General features: G+C 30.8%; 16 protein-coding genes. All 16 read left to right on the forward strand.

Annotated features, from left to right (window positions below; all coding sequences use genetic code 11):
* Positions 1 to 103 precede the first annotated feature (103 nt).
* The 16 genes from pheT to LPB136_RS03115 all read left to right on the forward strand — a co-directional run bounded on the left by pheT (position 104) and on the right by LPB136_RS03115 (position 19947).
* Positions 104 to 2530: a phenylalanine--tRNA ligase subunit beta gene (pheT, locus tag LPB136_RS03040; RefSeq protein ID WP_072554725.1), complete on the forward strand. Its 2427-nt coding sequence runs from the start codon at positions 104 to 106 to the stop codon at positions 2528 to 2530.
* 119 nt (positions 2531 to 2649) lie between these two features.
* A complete protein-coding gene (locus tag LPB136_RS03045; RefSeq protein WP_072554726.1) occupies positions 2650 to 3684 on the forward strand; it encodes a quinone-dependent dihydroorotate dehydrogenase in 1035 nt (344 codons plus the stop codon).
* 136 nt (positions 3685 to 3820) lie between these two features.
* A complete protein-coding gene (locus LPB136_RS03050; protein WP_072554727.1) occupies positions 3821 to 4438 on the forward strand; it encodes a LysE family translocator in 618 nt (205 codons plus the stop codon).
* A 284-nt stretch (positions 4439 to 4722) separates the two neighbouring features.
* Positions 4723 to 5592, forward strand: coding sequence for a hypothetical protein (locus LPB136_RS03055; protein ID WP_072554728.1), 870 nt, complete (start codon positions 4723 to 4725; stop codon positions 5590 to 5592).
* A 113-nt stretch (positions 5593 to 5705) separates the two neighbouring features.
* On the forward strand, positions 5706 to 6563 hold the full coding sequence (locus LPB136_RS03060) for a hydroxymethylglutaryl-CoA lyase (protein ID WP_072554729.1): 858 nt from the start codon (positions 5706 to 5708) through the stop codon (positions 6561 to 6563).
* A 65-nt stretch (positions 6564 to 6628) separates the two neighbouring features.
* Positions 6629 to 8224: a bifunctional metallophosphatase/5'-nucleotidase gene (locus LPB136_RS03065; RefSeq protein WP_083426174.1), complete on the forward strand. Its 1596-nt coding sequence runs from the start codon at positions 6629 to 6631 to the stop codon at positions 8222 to 8224.
* A gap of 132 nt (positions 8225 to 8356) precedes the next feature.
* Positions 8357 to 9538 carry a porin gene (locus tag LPB136_RS03070; RefSeq protein ID WP_072554730.1) on the forward strand — a complete coding sequence of 394 codons (1182 nt, stop codon included), beginning with the start codon at positions 8357 to 8359 and terminating at the stop codon, positions 9536 to 9538.
* Positions 9539 to 9813: 275 nt separating this feature from the next.
* Positions 9814 to 10344 (forward strand): FMN-binding protein, encoded by a 531-nt coding sequence (locus tag LPB136_RS03075; RefSeq protein ID WP_237267412.1) that lies wholly within the window; start codon positions 9814 to 9816, stop codon positions 10342 to 10344.
* Entirely contained in the window at positions 10344 to 10838 is a 495-nt protein-coding gene (locus LPB136_RS03080; RefSeq protein WP_072554732.1) for a hypothetical protein, read from the forward strand. The genes LPB136_RS03075 and LPB136_RS03080 overlap by 1 nt, the downstream gene beginning before the upstream one ends.
* A gap of 43 nt (positions 10839 to 10881) precedes the next feature.
* Positions 10882 to 11577 carry an Insecticidal toxin complex protein gene (locus LPB136_RS03085; protein WP_072554733.1) on the forward strand — a complete coding sequence of 232 codons (696 nt, stop codon included), beginning with the start codon at positions 10882 to 10884 and terminating at the stop codon, positions 11575 to 11577.
* A 59-nt stretch (positions 11578 to 11636) separates the two neighbouring features.
* Positions 11637 to 13112: an IMP dehydrogenase gene (gene guaB, locus LPB136_RS03090; protein ID WP_072554734.1), complete on the forward strand. Its 1476-nt coding sequence runs from the start codon at positions 11637 to 11639 to the stop codon at positions 13110 to 13112.
* A 697-nt stretch (positions 13113 to 13809) separates the two neighbouring features.
* Entirely contained in the window at positions 13810 to 15669 is a 1860-nt protein-coding gene (locus LPB136_RS03095; protein ID WP_072554735.1) for a DNA topoisomerase IV subunit B, read from the forward strand.
* A 189-nt stretch (positions 15670 to 15858) separates the two neighbouring features.
* Positions 15859 to 16056, forward strand: coding sequence for a hypothetical protein (locus LPB136_RS13975; protein WP_158009591.1), 198 nt, complete (start codon positions 15859 to 15861; stop codon positions 16054 to 16056).
* An 85-nt stretch (positions 16057 to 16141) separates the two neighbouring features.
* Entirely contained in the window at positions 16142 to 16669 is a 528-nt protein-coding gene (locus tag LPB136_RS03105; protein ID WP_072556887.1) for an ORF6N domain-containing protein, read from the forward strand.
* A 117-nt stretch (positions 16670 to 16786) separates the two neighbouring features.
* Positions 16787 to 16984 (forward strand): hypothetical protein, encoded by a 198-nt coding sequence (locus LPB136_RS03110; protein ID WP_072554737.1) that lies wholly within the window; start codon positions 16787 to 16789, stop codon positions 16982 to 16984.
* Between the two features lie 218 nt (positions 16985 to 17202).
* Entirely contained in the window at positions 17203 to 19947 is a 2745-nt protein-coding gene (locus LPB136_RS03115) for a DNA gyrase/topoisomerase IV subunit A (protein WP_072554738.1), read from the forward strand.
* Position 19948 lies beyond the last annotated feature (1 nt).

Genomic DNA, 19948 nt, shown 5'->3' on the forward strand with positions numbered 1-19948 from the left:
AACCTTCCTTTATATTAACTTGTAAACAATACCCTGAACATATCATTTACATGCAATTTTTCCGAAGAAAAAACGTAAATTTGCTCCTTGAAAATTAAGATAGATGAAGATATCATACAATTGGTTAAAACAATTTTTACAAATAGACTGGGAAGCTGCTAAAACTGGAGAGTTATTAACAGATTTAGGCTTAGAAGTAGAAGGAATTGAAATCAAAGAAAGTATAAAAGGAAGTTTAAAAGGTATAGTAGTTGGAGAAGTTTTAACATGTAAACAACATCCAAATGCTGATAGACTTAAAGTAACAACGGTTAATTTAGGTTCTGGAGAACCAGTACAAATTGTTTGTGGAGCACCAAATGTAGCTGCAGGGCAAAAAGTACCAGTTGCAACAATAGGTACTATTTTATATGATGATAAAGGTGAAGGTTTTACTATTAAAAAAGGTAAAATTAGAGGAGAAGAAAGCCATGGTATGATTTGCGCTGAAGACGAATTAGGTCTTGGTAAATCTCACGATGGAATTATGGTTTTAGAAGATACTTTAGAAGTTGGTACACCGGCAGCTAAGGTTTTTAATATAGAAACCGATGAAGTTTTTGAAATTGGTTTAACACCAAATAGAGCAGATGCTATGAGTCATTTTGGTGTTGCTAGAGATTTACGAGCTGGTTTAATGCAACAGGATTTAAACTTAGAATTAATTTCTCCATCTGTTTCAGATTTTCACGTAGATGAAAGAACACTTCGTATAGATATAGAAGTAGAAAACAAAGAGTTAGTGCCACGTTACTGCGGTATTTCTATTACAGATGTAACTGTAAAAGAAAGTCCTGAGTGGATTAAGAATAAATTAAAAGCTATTGGTCTAACACCAAAAAATAATATTGTAGATATTACAAATTATGTGTTGCACGAATTAGGACAACCTTTGCATGCTTTTGATGCAGCAAAAATTAAAGGAAATAAAATTGTTGTAAAAAACCTTGCTGAAGGTACAAAATTTACAACTTTAGATGAAGTTGAAAGAGAACTTTCTTCAGAAGATATCATGATTTGTGATGCTGAAGATAATCCGTTATGTATTGGAGGTGTTTTTGGTGGATTAAATTCCGGAGTTACAGAAAACACTTCAAACATTTTTTTAGAAGCTGCATATTTCAACCCAGTTTCAATTAGAAAAACAGCAAAAAGGCACGCTCTTAATACTGATGCATCTTTTAGATTTGAAAGAGGAATTGACATTAATATGGTTGAATACGCGTTAAAACGTGCGGCAATATTAATTGAAAAATATGCTAGCGGAAAAATGGGATCTGACGTTTTAGATTTGTATCCAGTTAAAACCGAAGATTTCCAAGTATTCTTATCGTTTGAAAATACGTATAAAATTATTGGTCAAGAAATTCCGAAGGAAACAATTAAAAAAATATTAGCGTCCTTAGAAATTAAAATCAATAGTGTAACAGAAGGAGGTTTAGGATTAACAATACCATCTTACAGAGTTGATGTTCAGAGAGAAGCGGATATTATTGAAGAAATTTTAAGAGTGTACGGTTATAACAATATTGAGTTTTCTCATAAACTAAACACATCAATTTCTTTTGATAATGACAAACAAGTTAAAATAGAAAATACCATTGCTAACCAGCTAAGTTCTTTAGGTTTTAATGAAACAATGGCAAATTCTTTAACCAAAGAAGACTATATTAATTTATCAGATAATTTAAACGCAAACTACAATGTAGAAATGTTAAATCCGCTAAGTAGCGATTTAAAAGTTATGCGTCAATCATTATTGTTTTCTGGATTAGAAAGTGTAGCCTATAATATTAATAGAAAGAATAATTCACTTAAGTTTTTTGAATTCGGAAAAACATACCACAAATTTGAAAGCGGTTACCAAGAAGATAAACATTTAACGCTTTTTGTTACAGGAAACAGGTCTAAAGATAGTTGGAAAACTACTGCGCAAACATCAGAATTTTTCTATTTAAAAGGAATTGTAAATTTACTTTTCAGTAAATTAGGATTCTCTAAAATGAAATCTACTCCAACTAAAAACGATGTTTTTTCAGAAGGAATATCTTTAAGTTTAGGAAAAACTAAAATGGTAGATTTTGGAGTTGTAAAACGTTCTGTTTTAAAAGAATTTAGCATTAAACAAGAAGTTTTATTTGCTGATTTTAATTGGGACGCTATTTTAAAATTCTGTAGTAACAAAAACATTAAAGTTACAGGTTTGCCTAAATTCCCTGCAGTAAAAAGAGATTTAGCATTGTTATTAGATAACAAAACGGAATTTAAAGAAGTGTATAATTTGGCTTTTCAATCAGAAAGAAAACTACTAAAAGAAGTAGATTTATTTGATGTATATGAAGGTGAAAATTTACCTGAAGGTAAAAAGAGTTATGCCGTAAGTTTTGTATTACAAGATGAAAACAAAACGCTTGCAGACAAACAAATTGATAAAATAATGCAAAAATTACAGCAAACTTTCGAGAAAAGTTTAAATGCTGTTTTAAGATAAAAGAACGCCCTTTGTTGGGCGTTTTTAATTAGCTGTCATTCCTGCGAAAGCAGGAATCTCATAAATATAAATGATAAATTAAAATAAGATTCCTGCCTGCGCAGGAATGACAAAAGTTTATGTACAAACTACTAATAAGACCAATTTTCTTTCTTTTTGATCCAGAAAAGATTCATTATTTTACATTTAGCCTTGTAAAATTTATGTCTAAAATTCCAGGTGTTTCTGCAATTTTTAGAGGCTTATATCAAGTAAATGATAAAAAATTAGAACGTAATTTATTTGGACTTACATTTAAAAATCCAGTAGGTTTAGCTGCAGGTTTCGATAAAAATGCAGTTTTGTATAATGAGTTAGCAAATTTCGGATTTGGTTTTATAGAAATAGGAACAGTAACGCCAAAAGGACAAATTGGTAATCCAAAACAACGTTTATTTAGGTTGAAAGATGATAAAGGAATCATCAACAGAATGGGGTTTAATAATGAAGGATTAGCAATTGCAATTGAACAATTAAAGAAGAACAAAGGAAAAGTTATAATTGGAGGAAATATTGGTAAAAACACAGCTACTTCACCAGAAAATTATACAGCAGACTATTTACAATGTTTTGAAGGTTTGCATCCGTATGTAGATTATTTTGTGTTGAATGTTAGCTGTCCAAACGTATCAAGTCATGCAAAATTAGAAGATGTAGATTATTTAAAAGAGCTCATTACTGAAGTTCAAATGTTAAATAACAAACAAGAAAAACAAAAACCTATTCTTCTTAAAATAGCTCCAGATTTAAATAACCAGCAATTAGATGAAATTATAGAATTAGTTGCAGTAACTAAAATTGATGGTGTAATTGCATCAAACACATCAGTAAATAGAGATAATTTAAAAGCTTCTGAAGAAAGATTAAAAACAATTGGAAATGGAGGAGTAAGCGGACAGCCAATTAAAGATAGAAGTACAAAAGTAATTAAATATTTAGCCGATAATTCTAACAAATCGTTTCCAATAATTGGTGTTGGTGGAATTCATTCTGCTGAAGATGCTTTAGAGAAATTGAATGCAGGTGCAGATTTAATTCAAGTTTACACAGGTTTTATTTACGAAGGGCCAAGTTTAATTAAAAAAATAAATAAGGCTATTTTACGTCAATTTTAAATTGATGTCATTCTGAATTTATTTCAGAATCTCTTACATTGTCATTCCTGCGAAGGCAGGAATCCATATAAATATAGTTTTAGATTCCTGCCTACGCAGGAATGACAGTTTTTATAAAAAGTAACTCAAATTACTAATGACCGAAACACTAATTTCATTCATTCTTGCAACCGCAACTTTGGCGTTTTCGCCTGGACCAGACAACATTTTTGTGTTGGTACAAAGTATTGTAAACGGAAAAAAGTATGGTTTAGCTACAGTTTTAGGGTTAATGACAGGTTGTATAATTCATACAACATTAGTTGCCTTTGGTGTTTCAGCAATTTTAAAGCAAAACGAAAATCTATTTCTTATTATTAAACTTTTTGGAGCTGGATATTTGTTATACTTAGCGTATCAAGTGTATAAAAGTGATGCAAGTATTACCTTTTCTACTGATAATGTTTCTCAAAAAACGACCTTTCAATTATTTAAAACAGGCTTTTGGATGAATGTTCTTAATCCAAAAGTTACTATTTTCTTTTTAGCATTTTTTCCGCAATTCTTATTTTCTGAAACAATTTCTACAGTAGTACAGTTCTATATTCTCGGTGGATTGTTTATAATTACTTCATTTATAATCTTTTCTTCAATAGCTTTATTAGCAGGAAGTATTTCTGAAACTATAAAACAGAATAAAAAAATAGGTATTTATCTAAAATGGATGCAAATTGTAGTTTTTATAGCTATTGCTTGTTTAATTTTATTGCCTTAAAATTTACTCAATCTTTTTTTATTAACTTTAAATCTTTTGGAAAACTTGTTTATTAAAGTAGAATTCAAAATATAACTTTAGGTGTTATTTATCACAGTTACTAGCGTTTAAGTAAGTGTATATGTTTTAATTAATATGAGTAATTGCTGGAAATTATTTAATATTTTTGGTTTAATTCTATCAATTACATATTTAATTGGCAAATAATATTATTTATCAATAATTTTGTTTTCTCGAAATTTAATTATAGTTTAGTGCTTTAATTAACCCCCAAATTAAAATTTATGTCCCCTTTAAAAATTACACTAGTTTTCTTGTGTGCACTTCCATGTATAGTTTTTGGTAATAATGATAATGTATCAAAAAAAGAAAAAGAAGCACTTCTTACAATTTATAAAAACACTAAAGGTCAAGAATGGACAACTTCTTGGAACTTAAATAAACCAATATCTGAGTGGTATGGTGTTTTGGTAAAAGATAATAAAGTTATTGAATTAGATCTAAACTATAACAACCTTACAGGTCAATTACCTGAAGAGATTGGAGACTTAGTCTATCTTAAAAAATTAGTTTTAGATAGAAATAATATTACTGGAAATATTCCTAAATCTATAGGAAGTTTAAAAGAATTAACACATTTAAATATTGCTTTTAACAAGTTAGAAGGAGAGATACCTTTAACTATCACTAATTTAACTAATTTAAGATCTTTTAGTTTGTTTATGAATAGGTTAACTGGTGAAATACCAGAAAATATTGGAGACCTTAAGTTATTAAGCTCTATACAAATATTTAATAATAATTTGACAGGAAAACTACCTCCTTCAATAACGAAATTATCAAATTTAGTGTGTTTACAGGTTAGTAGCAACTCTTTATCAGGAGAATTACCTAAAGATATTTTTAAGTTAAAAAGATTAAAAATCTTAAACGTGTTTGACAATAAGTTAAATGGTGTGTTACCTTCAGCAATAAGTAATTTGGAAAACATTGAAGAATTATCATTGGGAAATAATCTATTTGTAGGGTATTTACCATCTGATTTAATTAACTTGAAAAAATTAAAGAAACTGTCATTAGGTAATAATGACTTTAAAGGAGACTTTGTTTACATCAAAGATAATTTACCACAATTAAATCAATCTAGTTTTTAATTCTAGAAGTTATTTCTTAATAAATTTTAACAATAATGCAACCTAAAGTAGAAGTAAAATAATCCCAATAAAAAAATTTTGCACAAACCATACTTTGTTTATCTTTGAAATTCATGAACAACAAGGTCAAAATTATAGAATGTCCAAGAGATGCAATGCAAGGCATTAAAAGCCATTTCATTTCTACAGAAAAGAAAGCGCTGTATATCAATTCTTTACTAAAAGTTGGTTTTGATACAATTGATTTTGGGAGTTTTGTATCGCCAAAAGCAATTCCGCAAATGCGAGACACTGCTGAAGTGTTATCAAAATTAGATTTATCTTCAACAACTAGTAAATTATTAGCCATTGTTGCTAATGTTCGTGGCGCAAACGATGCGTCTCAATTTGAAGAAATAGATTACTTAGGCTATCCGTTTTCAATTTCAGAAAACTTTCAAATGCGTAATACACACAAAACAATTGCGCAATCTATTGAGACTTTACAAGAAATTTTAAGCATAGCAAATAGAACCAATAAAGAGGTAGTTGCGTATTTATCTATGGGATTTGGAAATCCGTATGGAGATCCTTGGAATGTAGAAATAGTAGGTGAATGGACGGAGAAATTGTCTAAAATGGGTGTTAAAATTTTATCACTTTCAGATACTGTGGGAAGTTCTACACCAGACGTAATCGATTATTTGTTTTCAAACTTAATTACACAATACCCTGAAATTGAGTTTGGAGCACATTTACATACAACACCAGATAAATGGCACGAAAAAGTAGATGCTGCTTACAAAGCAGGTTGTTTACGTTTTGATGGTGCAATTAAAGGTTATGGAGGTTGCCCAATGGCAAAAGACGATTTAACAGGAAACATGCCAACCGAAAAATTATTAAGTTACTTTACAACTGAAAAAGCTGAAACTGGTATAAAACCAATGAGTTTTGAAAGTGCTTATAATAAGGCTTTAGAGGTGTTTTAAGTTGATAATGTCACCTTGAGCGCAGCCGAAAGGTTGTTTCAGTTTCTCATAAATTAAAAATGAAAATGAAAAAAATACAATCAATTATATATTGCGCAACAATACTATTGTTATTGTCTTGCGGATCTTCTTCAAATACCACATCAACAGAAGTAAAAGAAACGAAACCAGTTGTAATACTTCCGCAGAAAGTTGTTGTAGAACAAACCGTTACAAATAACCCTAATACCATAGAATTTAACTTTTTACAGTTAAATGATGTCTACGAAATAGCACCAATTCAAGGAGGTAAGTTTGGCGGAATGGCAAGAGTTCAAGCAGTACATAATGCGCTGTTAGAAGAAAATCCAAATACAATGATGGTAATGGCTGGCGATTTTTTAAATCCGTCTTTATTAGGAACCATAAAAGAAGATGGAGAACGTTTACGCGGAAAGCAAATGATTGATGTAATGAATTACATGAATTTCGATTTGGTTGCATTTGGTAATCATGAGTTTGATTTAAGTTATAACGATTTACAAAAACGCTTAAATGAAAGTAATTTCGAATGGCTTTCAGGTAATGTTATGCACAATAAAGGAGGAAGAAACTTCTATTTTGAAAAAGTAGTAAATGGTAAAAAATATCCTGTTAACGATACTTTTATTCAAGAGCTTACAGATGCAGATGGAACAAAAATTAAAATAGGTTTTTTAAGTGTCTGTGTTCCTTCTAACCCAAAAGATTATGTGTCTTATGGAGATATTTTAATAGAAGCAGAACGTTCTTATTTAGATTTAAAAGACCAAGTAGATATTGTTATTGGTTTAACACATGTTACACTTGCGCAAGACAAACAAATAGCACAATTATTACCTAATGTTCCTTTAATTATGGGCGGACATGAACATACTAATAGTAATGATTTTGTTGGGAATGTTCAAATTTCTAAAGCAGATGCAAACGCAAAAACTGCCTATATTCATAGAATAAGCTATAATACAATAACAAAAGAAACTACTGTAAAATCTGAATTAAAAGAAATTAATGATAGAATTCTTAGAGACGAAGAAGTTGGAGCAGTTGTAGATAAATGGCAAACAATTTTAAAAACGAAGATTAAAGAAATTATTACCAATCCAGATTCAGTAATTTACACAGCAAACATTCCTTTAGATGGTAGAGATACTCCAACAAGAAGTTTACAAACTAATTTAGGAGAAATTATAACTAAATCTATGAGTTATGCTTATAATAACGAAGTAGATTGTGCATTGGTAAATGGAGGCTCTATTAGAATAGATGATGTTTTAGAAGGTGATATAAATTCCGTAGATATTTTTAGAGTTTTACCTTACGGAGGCGCAGTTTTAAAAGTAGATATTAAAGGTAGTTTATTAAAGCAGGTTTTAGATTTTGGTAAGCAAGCTGCTGGAACTGGCGCTTATTTACATAGACATAATGTTACTAAAGTAGGTGAGGAGTGGTTTGTACAAAACCTACCAATAAATAATGAGCAAATTTATAAAGTTGCTTTCTCTGATTATTTATTAAAAGGCTTCGATATTCCTTTTTTATCTGATAAAAACCCAGGTGTGTTAACAGTTTCTCAACCAGCTAATACAGATTTACCTTATGATATTAGAAAAGCCATCATTGCTTATTTAAAAACTTTTTAAGCTTTAAAATCCCCATTAATTCTTTTCCTTATTTTTATTTAAAATAAATCTAAATAATACTTGTTAAATTAAAATTGCTGACTATATTTGCAGTCGAAAATTTAATCACTATTTATATTTAATCTAATTAAGATGAAAAAAGTATTATTCTTATTCTTAACAAGTTTTACACTTGTATCAATGGCACAAAGTGCTCCACAAGACAGTATACCAACAAATCCACAAAACCAAAAAAATGCGGCACAACGTATTTTATCTTCTAATTTAGCTCAAAAAGGCTTAACTGTTGGTGGTTATGGAGAAATTACTTACAATAGAGCAACAGGAAAAAATGCCGAATTAGACGTACAACGTTTAGTTTTATTATTTGGATATAAGTTTTCAGATAAAGTTCAGTTTGTAACAGAAGTAGAATTTGAACATGTAAAAGAAGTGTTTGTAGAACAAGCATTTTTACAATATACAGTTGCCGAAAATGTTAACCTTCGTGGAGGTTTAATGTTAGTGCCAATGGGAATTGTAAATGAATACCACGAACCAACAACTTTTAACGGAGTTGAGCGACCAAGTATGGATGGAGCCATAATTCCAACAACTTGGAGAGAAATTGGAGTAGGTGTTTCTGGTAGATATGACGAAGCGTCTTTACGTTACCAAGCTTATATTTTCAACGGATTTCAAACAACAACTTCAGATGGTAATGGAAACATTACTGGAGGTAAATTAGGCGGAAGTAGCGGTTTACGTGGTGGAAGACAAAAAGGAGCAAAATCTAACTTTAACAATCCAAACTTCTCAGCAAAATTAGATTATTATGGTTTACCTGGATTACGTTTAGGTTTATCAGGTTATTTTGGTAGAACACAATCTCCAGTAGATGTAGAAAATGTAGATGGAGCAGATGTTGGTCTTTCAATGGTTGGTTTCGATGCACGTTATGCATACCAACGTTTTGCAGCTCGTGGTCAATTTATTTATGCAGATTTATCAGATACGGAAGCTTACAATTTAGCAACAGGTAAAGATTTAGGAAGCGCATTACAAGGTTACTATTTAGAGGCAGCTTATAATTTATTACCACAACGTAAAAAACAACAACTTTTTGGATTTGTACGTTACGAGGATTATAACACACATGCCGATGTAGATGGCGCTTTAGCCGAAAACTTAACGTATGATCGTCAAGAATGGACTGTTGGTTTAAGCTACAAAATTGCTCCAGGAGCAGTTGTAAAAGCAGATTATCAATTTAAAGACAATGCTTTAAACCAAGATACAAAACAATTAAATTTAGGAATAGGAGTTTGGTTCTAAACTAAATTATAGACAAAATTGTAATTAATTTTTGTTGTCTAAAAAAGCCAATACAAAGTAAAATTTGTGTTGGCTTTTATTATGGCGTTACTTTATCCTGAAGGCATTCAGGACCAAGGTCGTGCTTTCCGCACTCGCTTTTTTTTCGTGCCTCAAAAAAGAGCTCAAACAATTGCTTCAATCACTAACGCGGGCATTTTTACTAACTAACCGTACAAAAACAATATTCTTTTCTTTTTATTTAGATTAATTCTAATTACTTTTGCTGCATGAATATGAAACGTTTTTTATCCTTATTTCTTGTTTTAATTTCATTTACATTTTTGTCGTTTAATATATCGAATAGACTACAAAAAAAAGTAGCAAAAGAAATTAAAAAAACTTTCTCTGTAGAAAACTTTTCTTTAGAAAGTATTCCAGTTTCAGATGCTGTGAATAAGCAGCTCACCCAAGTAATATCAAAAGAAAACTTATTTAAAATCACTAATAATAGTGCGTTATTAGGGTATGCTTATGTAGACAAAGCACCAAGTAAAACAGATGAATTTGATTATTTAATATTACTTAATAAGGACCTAATAGTAGCAAAAACCAAAATATTAATTTACCGAGAAGATTACGGTGGAGAAATAGGAAGCAAACGTTGGTTAAAACAATTTATAGGAAAAACGTTTAAAGATACCCTAACCTATGAGCAAGATATTATAGCAATTTCTGGTGCTACAATTTCTGCATCTTCAATGACAATAGCAGTAAACAAGTTTTTACAAAATTTGGCTATTTTACATCAAAATAAGGTTTTTTAATGCAATTTCAGGGTTTAATTCATCAATTTCCTAAAGAAATAAGATATTTAATTGTAGCCTTTTTAGTTACATTAAGTATCGGTTTCTATGGCGGAATATCATTTGTTAGAACAACAACAGATGCAAATCCAACCGGAATAGAAGAACGTTATTTAGGTAACGAAGCAGATGAAGAAGCAACCAAAATGAAGTTCAAAAAATCTGAAGGGGAAATTTTAACAACCGTTCATAGTCATATTTTATCACTTTCGGTTATTTTCTTTATGGTTTCCTTGCTTTTAGCAACAACAAGTGTCAATCAGAAATTAAAATTATTTTTAATGATTGAACCTTTCTTTTCATTGGTTTTTACTTTTGGAGGAATCTATTTTCTGTGGAAAGAAATCCATTGGATGAAATATGTAATTATGTTTTCTGGAATGTTAATGACATTAACTTATACCGCTTCAGTTTTAATTATTTTACTGCAATTATTTAGAAGTAAAAAAGCATAAGTTATCTTTTTACTGATATAAGTTTTTGTAATTTCGTTTAACTATGAAAACGATATTATTTCTTGCCTTTTTTATTGTGTCAATCCCAATTTCAGCTAAAGAATACAAATCTTTAAAAGCGTATGAAAAATCGACTCAAAAAGAAACACTTTCTCCTTCAGATTGGTTAAAATCAGATAGAAAAAAGAATACTTTAGTTTGGCAGAAAGCCAATGTCTACAATTTAAAAAATAACTTATCTAAAGAGTATTTAACCATTAAACAAAGGAGAGATTTTTATGTTTGGTATATATCAGAAATAGAAAAAAAAGGACATCAAGTTGTTTGGCCAAGAATGGCTTTGTTTATTTCTCAGAAGATAAAGACAATGAACTCTTTTCCCGTAAATATTTTTGTTAGAAAAAGCGTTAAAGAGTATGGAGAAGACGGAAGTATTATTGTTTTTAATAATGTTTTTTTAGATTTATTGGCTCTGTATAAATCAGATGAAACCTTAAAAAACGATGCTGCACTTAATTGGGATAAAAAGATACTTCACAAAGAACAATTTACTTGGATAGCATCTTTGTATAAAACAATGAGTTCTAAGAAAATAAAAAGAATAGAAAGGGTGGCAAAAGGCAAATTTTTATTTAGTCTTTTTGTCCCTAAAGAAATTAGGTTTCAAGGTAAAATTGAATTAGCAAAAGATAGATATAAGTATGCTTTGGATAGATTGCGTGCTTATTGTAAAGACTAATTCTTAAATTATTCATTTATTAATTGTAAATTTGCTCGCAATTATACTTTAATTGCACCATGACAGCACACGACAACAAAATTTTAGGAGAAGGTTTAACATACGATGATGTTTTATTAGTTCCAGCTTTTTCAGAAGTACTTCCAAGAGAAGTTTCAATTCAAACAAAATTTACTAGAAATATTACCATTAACGTACCAATTGCTTCTGCAGCAATGGATACGGTTACAGAATCTGCTTTAGCTATTGCTATTGCTAGAGAAGGAGGTATTGGAGTTTTACATAAAAACATGACTATTGAGCAACAAGCACAAGAAGTTAGACGTGTAAAACGTGCCGAATCTGGTATGATTATAGATCCAGTTACTTTACCATTAGATGCTATTGTTTATGATGCAAAGCAGTTAATGAAAGAACATAGCATTGGAGGAATTCCTGTTGTTGATGAAAACGGAGTTTTAAAAGGAATTGTAACTAATAGAGATTTACGTTTTGAGCATGACAATCAAAGACCAATTGTAGAAGTAATGACAAGTGAAAACTTAATTACTGCAGCTGTTGGAACTTCATTAAAAGATGCAGAAAAGATTCTTCAGAAGAACAAAATTGAAAAATTATTAATTGTTGATGGAGATTACAAATTAAAAGGATTAATTACTTTTAGAGATATCACAAAGGTTACGCAAAAGCCAATTGCAAACAAAGATACTTTTGGTAGATTACGTGTTGCAGCTGCTTTAGGTGTAACTGGAGATGCTGTTGATAGAGCTGAGGCTTTAGTAAATGCAGGAGTAGATGCCGTAATTATAGATACAGCTCACGGACATACAAAAGGTGTGGTAAATGTATTAAAAGCAGTAAAAGAAAAGTTTCCTAAATTAGATGTTGTTGTTGGTAATATTGCTACAGCAGAAGCAGCTAAATATTTAGTTGAGGCTGGAGCAGATGCCGTAAAAGTTGGTATTGGTCCAGGTTCTATTTGTACAACAAGAGTTGTAGCAGGAGTTGGTTTTCCTCAGTTTTCGGCAGTTTTAGAAGTTGCAGCAGCTATAAAAGGCTCTGGAGTTCCTGTAATTGCAGATGGTGGAATTCGATATACAGGTGATATTCCGAAGGCAATTGCAGCAGGAGCAGATTGTGTTATGTTAGGTTCATTATTAGCAGGAACAAAAGAAAGCCCAGGAGAAACTATTATTTACGAAGGACGTAAGTTTAAATCGTATCGTGGAATGGGTTCTGTTGAAGCTATGAAACAAGGTTCTAAAGACCGTTATTTCCAAGATGTAGAAGACGATATTAAGAAATTAGTGCCAGAAGGTATTGTTGGTCGTGTTCCCTATAAAGGCGAGTTATACGAAAGTATTCATCAATTTATTGGAGGTTTACGTGCCGGAATGGGTTACTGTGGATCAAAAGATATTGAAACACTAAAAAATACAGGTAAATTTGTTAGAATTACAGCAAGCGGAATTAACGAAAGTCATCCGCATGATGTTGCAATTACTAAAGAAGCACCAAATTATAGTAGACGATAAAATAATTTTTAGGGCGTGCCCAAAATAAAAGAAGAGAAGCTAAAACGGCTTCTCTTTTTTATTTTCGTCAAGCTTTCGCTACTCGCTTTTTTCATGCTTCAAAAGAGCTCAAACAATTAGCCTGCGTTGAGCGCAGTCGAAACGCTCAATCTTTCACGCAGGCATATTTATGTAAGTCAGTTAAAACTTCAGAGCTTTCAGATTTTAAAAACCTAAAAGGTCTTTTTTTATTAGTTAAAACCATATTTTTCTTCTTTTAAAACAGGATTTTTCCTGTACAAAAAACTAAATAGCTAAACTATATTTGTAGTGTAATTAAATTTTAAGGGGATTTATTACAACATTCAAAATATTGCTAATTAAGGGGTAGTAATATTTTAAAATAAAAAGCTTTGGTAAAATGCCAAAGCTTTTTTATTTATATAACTATTTACTTAAAAAATAAATAGTGAAAAACGTTGGAATTAACACTGCATTAATAAGTACGAGCGTTAGGGATAGAGCGGTCTGTTTGAGCTCTTTTTTAGTTTTGGTTGTTGAGCGAAGTCGAAATACAAAACTAAAAAAAGCGAGTAGCGAAAGCCCGTTAAAACGCCCAAAAAAAGATTCAAAAATCTGTTAATAACTAATCTATTTTGCTGTTTTGTTTTTGCGGTGTAAATGCTATTTTAGCAAGACTCCAACCATTTAAAGATTTATGGCTCAAGAAACAAAATATACCGAAGATAATATACGATCGCTCGACTGGAAAGAGCACATTAGAATGCGACCAGGAATGTATATTGGTAAGTTGGGTGACGGTTCTTCGCCAGACGATGGTATTTATATTTTAGTAAAAGAAGTGCTGGATAACTCTATTGATGAGTATGTTATGGGCGCTGGTAAAACCATTGAAATTTCTATACATGGAAGCAAGGTTATTGTAAGGGATTACGGTCGTGGTATTCCGTTGGGTAAAGTTGTAGATGTGGTTTCTAAAATGAATACTGGTGGAAAATACGATTCCAGAGCGTTTAAAAAATCGGTTGGTTTAAATGGAGTTGGTACAAAGGCAGTAAATGCATTATCAGAATTTTTTAGAGTAGAATCTACTCGTGATGGTAAATCGGCTTCGGCAGAATTTTCCAAAGGTGTTTTAGGAAATCAAGAGTTTTTAGAAGAAACATCACGTAGAAAAGGAACAAAGGTCTCTTTTATTCCGGATGAAACAATCTTTAAGAAGTTTAAATTCAGAAATGAATATGTTGCTAAAATGTTGAAAAACTATGTGTACTTAAACCCAGGTTTAACCATAGTTTTTAACGGTGAAAAATATTTTTCTGAAAACGGATTAAAAGATTTATTGGAAGATAACAACAATCAAGAAGATATGTTGTATCCAATAATTCACTTAAAAGGAGATGATATTGAAGTTGCCATAACACATAGTAAAACGCAATATTCAGAGGAATATCATTCTTTTGTAAATGGACAACATACCACGCAAGGAGGAACACACCAAGCGGCATTTAGAGAAGCTATTGTAAAAACAATTAGAGATTTTTACGGTAAAAATTTTGAGGCTTCTGATGTTAGAAAATCGATAATTTCTGCCATTGCCATTAAAGTTATGGAACCTGTTTTTGAGAGTCAGACAAAAACAAAATTAGGTTCTACTGAAATGGGAGGCGATTTGCCAACCGTAAGAAGTTATATTAACGATTTCTTAAAAACGCAACTCGATAATTTTTTACATAAAAATACAGATACAGCAGACAAGCTTCAAAAGAAGATTTTACAAGCAGAAAAGGAGCGTAAAGAATTATCGGGAATTAGAAAATTAGCAAAAGATAGAGCTAAAAAAGCAAGTTTACATAACAAGAAATTACGTGATTGTAGAATTCATTTTGGAGACACAAAAAAAGAAGCGTATTTAGATACTACTTTGTTTATTACAGAGGGAGATTCGGCTTCTGGATCTATTACAAAATCACGTAATGTTAACACACAAGCAGTTTTTAGTTTAAAAGGAAAGCCTTTAAACTCGTATGGATTATCTAAAAAAATAGTGTATGAAAATGAAGAGTTTAACTTATTGCAAGCAGCCTTAAACATTGAAGACGGTTTAGAAGATTTACGTTATAATAATATTGTAATTGCAACGGATGCGGATGTAGACGGAATGCATATTCGATTATTGTTAATTACATTTTTCTTGCAATTTTTTCCTGAAGTTATAAAAGAAGGACATTTATATATTTTAGAAACTCCGCTATTTAGAGTTAGAAATAAGAAACAAACTTTTTATTGTTATTCTGAAGACGAAAAACGTGAAGCAATAGACAAACTAAGAGGAAAGCCAGAGATAACTCGATTTAAAGGTTTGGGAGAAATTTCTCCAAATGAATTTGTGCATTTTATTGGAGATGACATCCGTTTAGATCCTGTAATGTTAGACAAAGAAATGTCTATTGAGCAGATGCTACAATTTTACATGGGGAAAAATACTCCTGATAGACAGAAGTTTATCATCGAGAATTTAAAGGTTGAAATGGATTTTATTGAGGACGAAGTATGAAAAAAGTAAAGACACTATTTAATATTTTAACCATTTTATGTGTTATCAATTTAATATTTTGGTTTATCAGACTTAATTATGAAGATTTATCTTTTCATAAAAATTTAGCAGCTTATATAGGCATTTTCTCTATGATAATGATGATTATTTCTTTTCAATTAATGAAGATAGGAGTTAAAAATAAAAAAGATGCTGAATAAAGCAAGAAGGTTTAGATTGTATCTTATGTTTACTGCAATCATATTTATCATGAATATGTTAAATGTAGATTTTGATAATTTAAGTTGGGAAATAAACAGAACACACTACACAAACATGATTGCTGCAGCTGCAGCTTTTCTTGGTATTTTTCTGTTGAATAAAAATAATAACGAAACAACCGTTTAAACATATAAAATTGGAGGATGCAATTTGTGACCTCCAATTAAGACCAACTTGAGGTCGCAATTTGGCACCTCAAGATTATAAAAAAATGAAAGAAGAAGAAAAATTAATAATTCCAGATGAAGTTATTAATAACAAAATTTATTTGATTCGTAATCAAAAAGTATTGTTAGATAGAGATTTAGCGGAGTTGTATCAAGTAGAAACAAGAGTTTTAAAACAAGCTGTTAAAAGAAATTTAAATAGATTTCCAGAAGATTTTATGTTTGAATTAACAAAAAACGAATTTGAAAACTTGAGATCACAAATTGTGACCTCAAGTTGGGGAGGAAGCAGATATACTCCAATGGTTTTCACAGAACAAGGCGTTGCAATGTTGTCAAGTGTTTTAAAAAGTGACAGAGCGATTGCCGTAAATATTAAAATTATTAGAATATTTACTAAAATGCGTCAATTGTTGAGTGATAATTTGTCGCTTCAGTTAGAAATAGAAAATATTAAAAAGAAAATAACCAATAATTCTAAAAATATAGAATTGGTGTTTTCTTATTTAGATGAATTGATTGATAAGAAAGAAAATACGAAAGACAGAAATAAAATTGGGTATAAAAAGTAATCCTATCCTAAATCCTTTCCGAAGGAAAGGACTTTGATTAGTTTCTAATGCTGAAAACGACTTAAAAAATAAAGTTTAAGGAGCCAATTTGGCACCTTAAGATTATTAAAACATTTTATGAGAGAAAAAGTTATTAAAATAGTTTTTATAGTGTCATTAATAATGATGATTGTTAATTTATTGAGTATAAATATTGATAAAATTGCTGATTTTAAGGTAAATAAATCTCCATATTTAGGGGCTGTTTCTATGGGATTTGTTGCTTTAGGTATGTTTTTATCATTAAAAAACTTAAAGAAACAATCTAACAAATAATAAAATAACTATAAGAAGTAACAATAATTGGCAAGTACGCCCGCGTTAGGGATTGAAGTGGCATCCTTTTTAGTTGTCAGTTCGAGTGATCACGCTTTTGGGCGTGATTGTATCGAGAACAAAACTAAAAAGATATAACGGAAAGCCCGACCACACTTTTTTTGTGAGGTAACGCCCAAATAAACAATTAAACTCTTAAACGAATAAACGTTTTTTAGATGAGTGAAGAAACAAACGAACACGAACACGAACACGAAGAAGAATTAACAAATCAAGATAATCTTGATAATCAGACCGATGCGGTCGAAACCATTACCAAAGTTACAGGAATGTACAAAGAGTGGTTTTTAGATTATGCTTCGTATGTAATTTTAGAAAGAGCCGTTCCTTCTTTGGAAGACGGTTTAAAACCAGTACAACGTAGAATTATGCATTCTATGAAAGATTTGGACGATGGACGTTACAACAAAGTAGCGAATATTGTTGGTCATACCATGCAATATCATCCGCATGGAGACGCTTCTATTGCAGATGCAATGGTGCAAATTGGTCAGAAAGAATTACTGATTGACATGCAAGGAAACTGGGGGAATATCTTAACTGGAGATAGAGCTGCAGCTTCTCGTTATATTGAAGCGCGTTTGTCTAAATTTGCTTTAGATGTTGTTTTTAATCCAAAAACTACCGATTGGAAACTTTCTTACGATGGAAGAAGAAAAGAGCCTATAGATTTACCTGTGAAATTTCCATTATTGTTAGCGCAAGGAGCAGAGGGAATTGCCGTAGGTTTATCAACCAAAATATTACCACATAATTTTATTGAACTAATTGATGCGTCCATTAAATATTTAAAAGGAAGGAGTTTTAAAATTGTTCCAGACTTTTTAACTGGAGGAATTGCAGATTTTACAAACTACAACGACGGTAAACGTGGTGGAAAAGTAAGAGTTAGAGCAAAAATATCTCAACTTGATAAAAAAACCTTGGTTATTACGGAAGTTCCGTTTGGAACCACTACAACTTCTTTAATTGATAGTATTTTAAAAGCGAATGATAAAGGTAAAATTCGTGTAAAAAAGATTGAAGATAATACTGCGGCAAACGTAGAGATATTGGTGCATTTACCACCAAATGTATCGCCAGATAAATCTATTGATGCCTTGTATGCATTTACAAATTGCGAAACTTCAATTTCGCCATTAGCGTGTACAATTGAAAATAACAAACCTGTTTTTGTTGGTGTTTCAGAAATGCTAAAACATTCAACAGATTTAACGGTAGATTTGTTAAAACGTGAGTTAGAAATTCAGTTGAACGAATTACAGGAACAATGGCACTTTGCTTCACTTGAAAGAATTTTTATTGAAAATAGGATTTACCGAGACATAGAAGAAGTAGAAACTTGGGAAGGCGTAATTGAAGCCATTGATAAAGGTTTGCAACCACATATTAAACATTTAAAACGCGCAATTACTGAAGAAGATATTGTTCGTTTAACGGAAATTAGAATTAAAAAAATATCAAAGTTTGATATTGACAAAGCAAAGCAACACATAGAAAGTTTAGAAGAGAAAATTGCAGTTGTAAAAGATCATTTAGCAAATTTAATAGAATTTGCAATAGATTACTTTAAACGCTTAAAAGATACCTACGGAAAAGGAAAAGAGCGTAAAACAGAAATCAGAATTTTTGATGACATTGTTGCTACAAAAGTAGTTATGCGTAACACAAAATTGTATGTAAATAGAGAAGAAGGTTTTGTGGGAACTTCACTTAAAAAAGATGAATATGTTACCGATTGTGCAGATATTGATGATGTAATTATCTTTAGAAAAGATGGTAAAATGATGGTTACAAAAGTGGCCTCTAAAACCTTTGTTGGTAAAGATATAATTCACATTGCAGTCTTTAAAAAGAAAGACAAACGTACCGTTTACAATTTTATGTATAAAGATGGAGCCAAAGGCGCGTCTTATATGAAACGTTTTAATGTAACATCTGTAACGCGAGATAAAGAATACGATTTAACCAACGGAAGCAAAGGCTCTAAAGTGTTGTATTTTTCTGCAAATCCTAATGGAGAAGCAGAAGTAGTTACTATTAATTTACGAGCAGTTGGAAGTGTTAAAAAACTAAAATGGGACATCGATTTTGCAGATTTAGCTGTAAAAGGTAGAGCGGTTCGTGGAAATACAATCACTAAATATAGTATAAAAAGTGTTGATTTTAAATCGGCAGGAGTTTCAACATTAAAACCACGTAAAATTTGGTTTGATGATACCGTTCAGCGTTTAAACGTTGACGAAAGAGGTGAGTTGTTAGGCGAATTTAGAGCGGAAGATAAAATATTAATTGCTACCCAAAAAGGTAAAATTAAAGCGGTTACACCAGATTTAGGTATGCATTTTGAAGATGATATGATCGTCTTAGAAAAATGGAAACCAAGCAAACCGATTTCCGCAATTTATTTCGATGGAGAAAAGCAACGTTACTACGTAAAACGTTTTGAAATTGAGCAAACCGATAAAGAAGAGGTTTTTATTTCAGAACATGAAAAAAGTCAGTTAGAAATAATTGCTACAGATTATCGTCCAGTTGCAGAGGTTATTTTTTCAAAACGATCTTTAGATAAAATTGAAGTTAATTTTGAAGACTTTATAGCTGTAAAAGGTATTAAAGCGCAAGGAAATCAATTAACAACCGATAAAGTTAAGCAAGTAAATTTATTAGATTCTTTACCTTTTGAGGAGCCAGAAGAACCAAAAGTAGAAGAAGTTGAGGTTGTTGAAGAAGAAGAAATCACGGATGAGGTTTTATTAGAAGTTCCAAAAGTTGAGCCAACTATAAAAAACTCATCAACCAATGAAATGATTAGTAAGGAAGAAAAAGCAAAACGTGCATTGCTAAAATCAATAAAAGAAAAGAAAAATACAGATGACGATAGTCAAATAACACTTTTTTAAG

This window comes from Tenacibaculum todarodis, from assembly GCF_001889045.1.
Taxonomy (GTDB): Bacteria; Bacteroidota; Bacteroidia; order Flavobacteriales; family Flavobacteriaceae; genus Polaribacter; species Polaribacter todarodis.